Source organism: Streptomyces sp. HSW2009 (assembly GCF_040240285.1).
GTDB lineage: Bacteria > Actinomycetota > Actinomycetes > Streptomycetales > Streptomycetaceae > Streptomyces.
This window is the reverse complement of the sequence record NZ_JBEHZD010000983.1, coordinates 1-1,449: the sequence shown is the minus strand read 5'-3', so window position 1 is coordinate 1,449 and position 1,449 is coordinate 1. Positions and strand designations below refer to the sequence as shown.

General features: G+C 78.3%; 1 protein-coding gene and 1 pseudogene. Both read left to right on the top strand.

From position 1 onward, the window contains the following. The coding region (locus tag AAHZ94_RS34035) for a serine/threonine kinase C-terminal domain-containing protein (protein WP_502964869.1) at positions 1–733 on the top strand (733 nt) is incomplete at its 5' end. Between the two features lie 87 nt (positions 734–820). Next, positions 821–1,449: pseudogene (locus tag AAHZ94_RS34030) on the top strand (hypothetical protein); the annotation flags it as partial.

Here is a 1,449-nt window from a genome sequence, read left to right as displayed (position 1 = left end):
GAGTCGGCCCACGGTGCGGGACGCGTTGCCGCGCGGGCGGGCCGCCGCCGTGGCCGGTACCGCCGTGCTGGCGCTCGCCGGGCTGACCGTGGGCGTGGTCGCCGTGCTCGACAAGGACGGCGGCAGCTCCGCCAGCGCCCGCGGCGGCGACGGCGACCCGAGCCGCAAGGGTGAGAACGACGGCAAGGGCGAAGGCGACGGCAAGGACGGGGGCGCGCGGGGCAGCGGGGGCGGTGGCGCGGACCGTGGGCCGACCGGTCCCGCCGCCGTCCCCCCCACCGCGCCCAAGGGGTACGAGCTGGTCACCGACCCCGCCGGGTTCCGGATCGCGATCCCGCAGGGGTACGTGCGCTCGTACGAGCCGCCCCGGGTCTACTACTACTCGCCGGGCAGGGCGTTCCGGATCGGCATCCATCCGCAGTCGCTCGACCCGCGCGGAGCGGTCCGCGTGATGCGCGAGGCGCACGCCGAGGGCGCGCAGCGCTACGACGGCTATCGGGACGGCCGGGTCACCGAGACCACGAGGAACGGGCACCCGGCCGCGCGGTGGGACTTCACCTGGGACGGGGCCGAGGACGACGGGGGCGCCCGGCGGACGTACGACCTCAGTTGGGACGAGGGCGGGCAGATGTATGACATCTGGATTTCTGCTCCAATATCCCAGCAAGCCGAAGGAAAGCGGCATTTCACGACGTTGGTGGACACCTTCCGTCGTCCCGGCGCTGTCGGCTGACCGCCGCGGCAACGGCTTGGTCACCATCGCGTGTACCGCCCCGGCCCGCGGGCCCGCGGAGTCCCGCGGCGGGTCATGATGAGTGACATGACAAACCATGGGGGACGAGCGGACGAGCCCACGAGTTACGGGCTCCAGCCACCGCGCGCAGCGCATCCCCCGGCCGCACCCAGTACGGCGCCGGACCACGGCGCCGGGCACGACGCGTCCCACGGCCCCGCCACGGGCCCCGACGCGGATCAGCGCCCGGGCCCCGCCCCGGCGCAGGAGCAGGGGCGAGACGGTCGGGGCCAGCACCAGTCGGCGTACGGCCAGCAGTCGGCGTACGGCCCGACCGCCGACGCACCACAGCCGCAGCCCTACGGCGCGGACGCGGGTACCGGCCACGCGGCGTACGCCCAGGACAGCGGCGGCAACAACGGCAGCGGCAGCAGCAGCGGCAGCGGCCACGGGGCCGGGACCGGCGCGCCCGGGCCTGTGCCGGGGCAGCCGGCCGGCGGCCACCAGCACGCCTACGACCCGACGCAGCAGGCCGACCTGCCGGGCCGCCAGGACGCCGCCGGCGCGTACCCCGGCGCCCCGTCGAACGCGGCGGCCCCCGCCGCGCCCGGCCCCCCCGCCCCCCCCGCCGCCCCCGCCGCGCCCCCCCCCCGCCCCCCCGCCGCCCCCGCCCCCCCCCGGGGCGGGCGCGGGGGGGGGGCGCGGGCCCCGGCCCC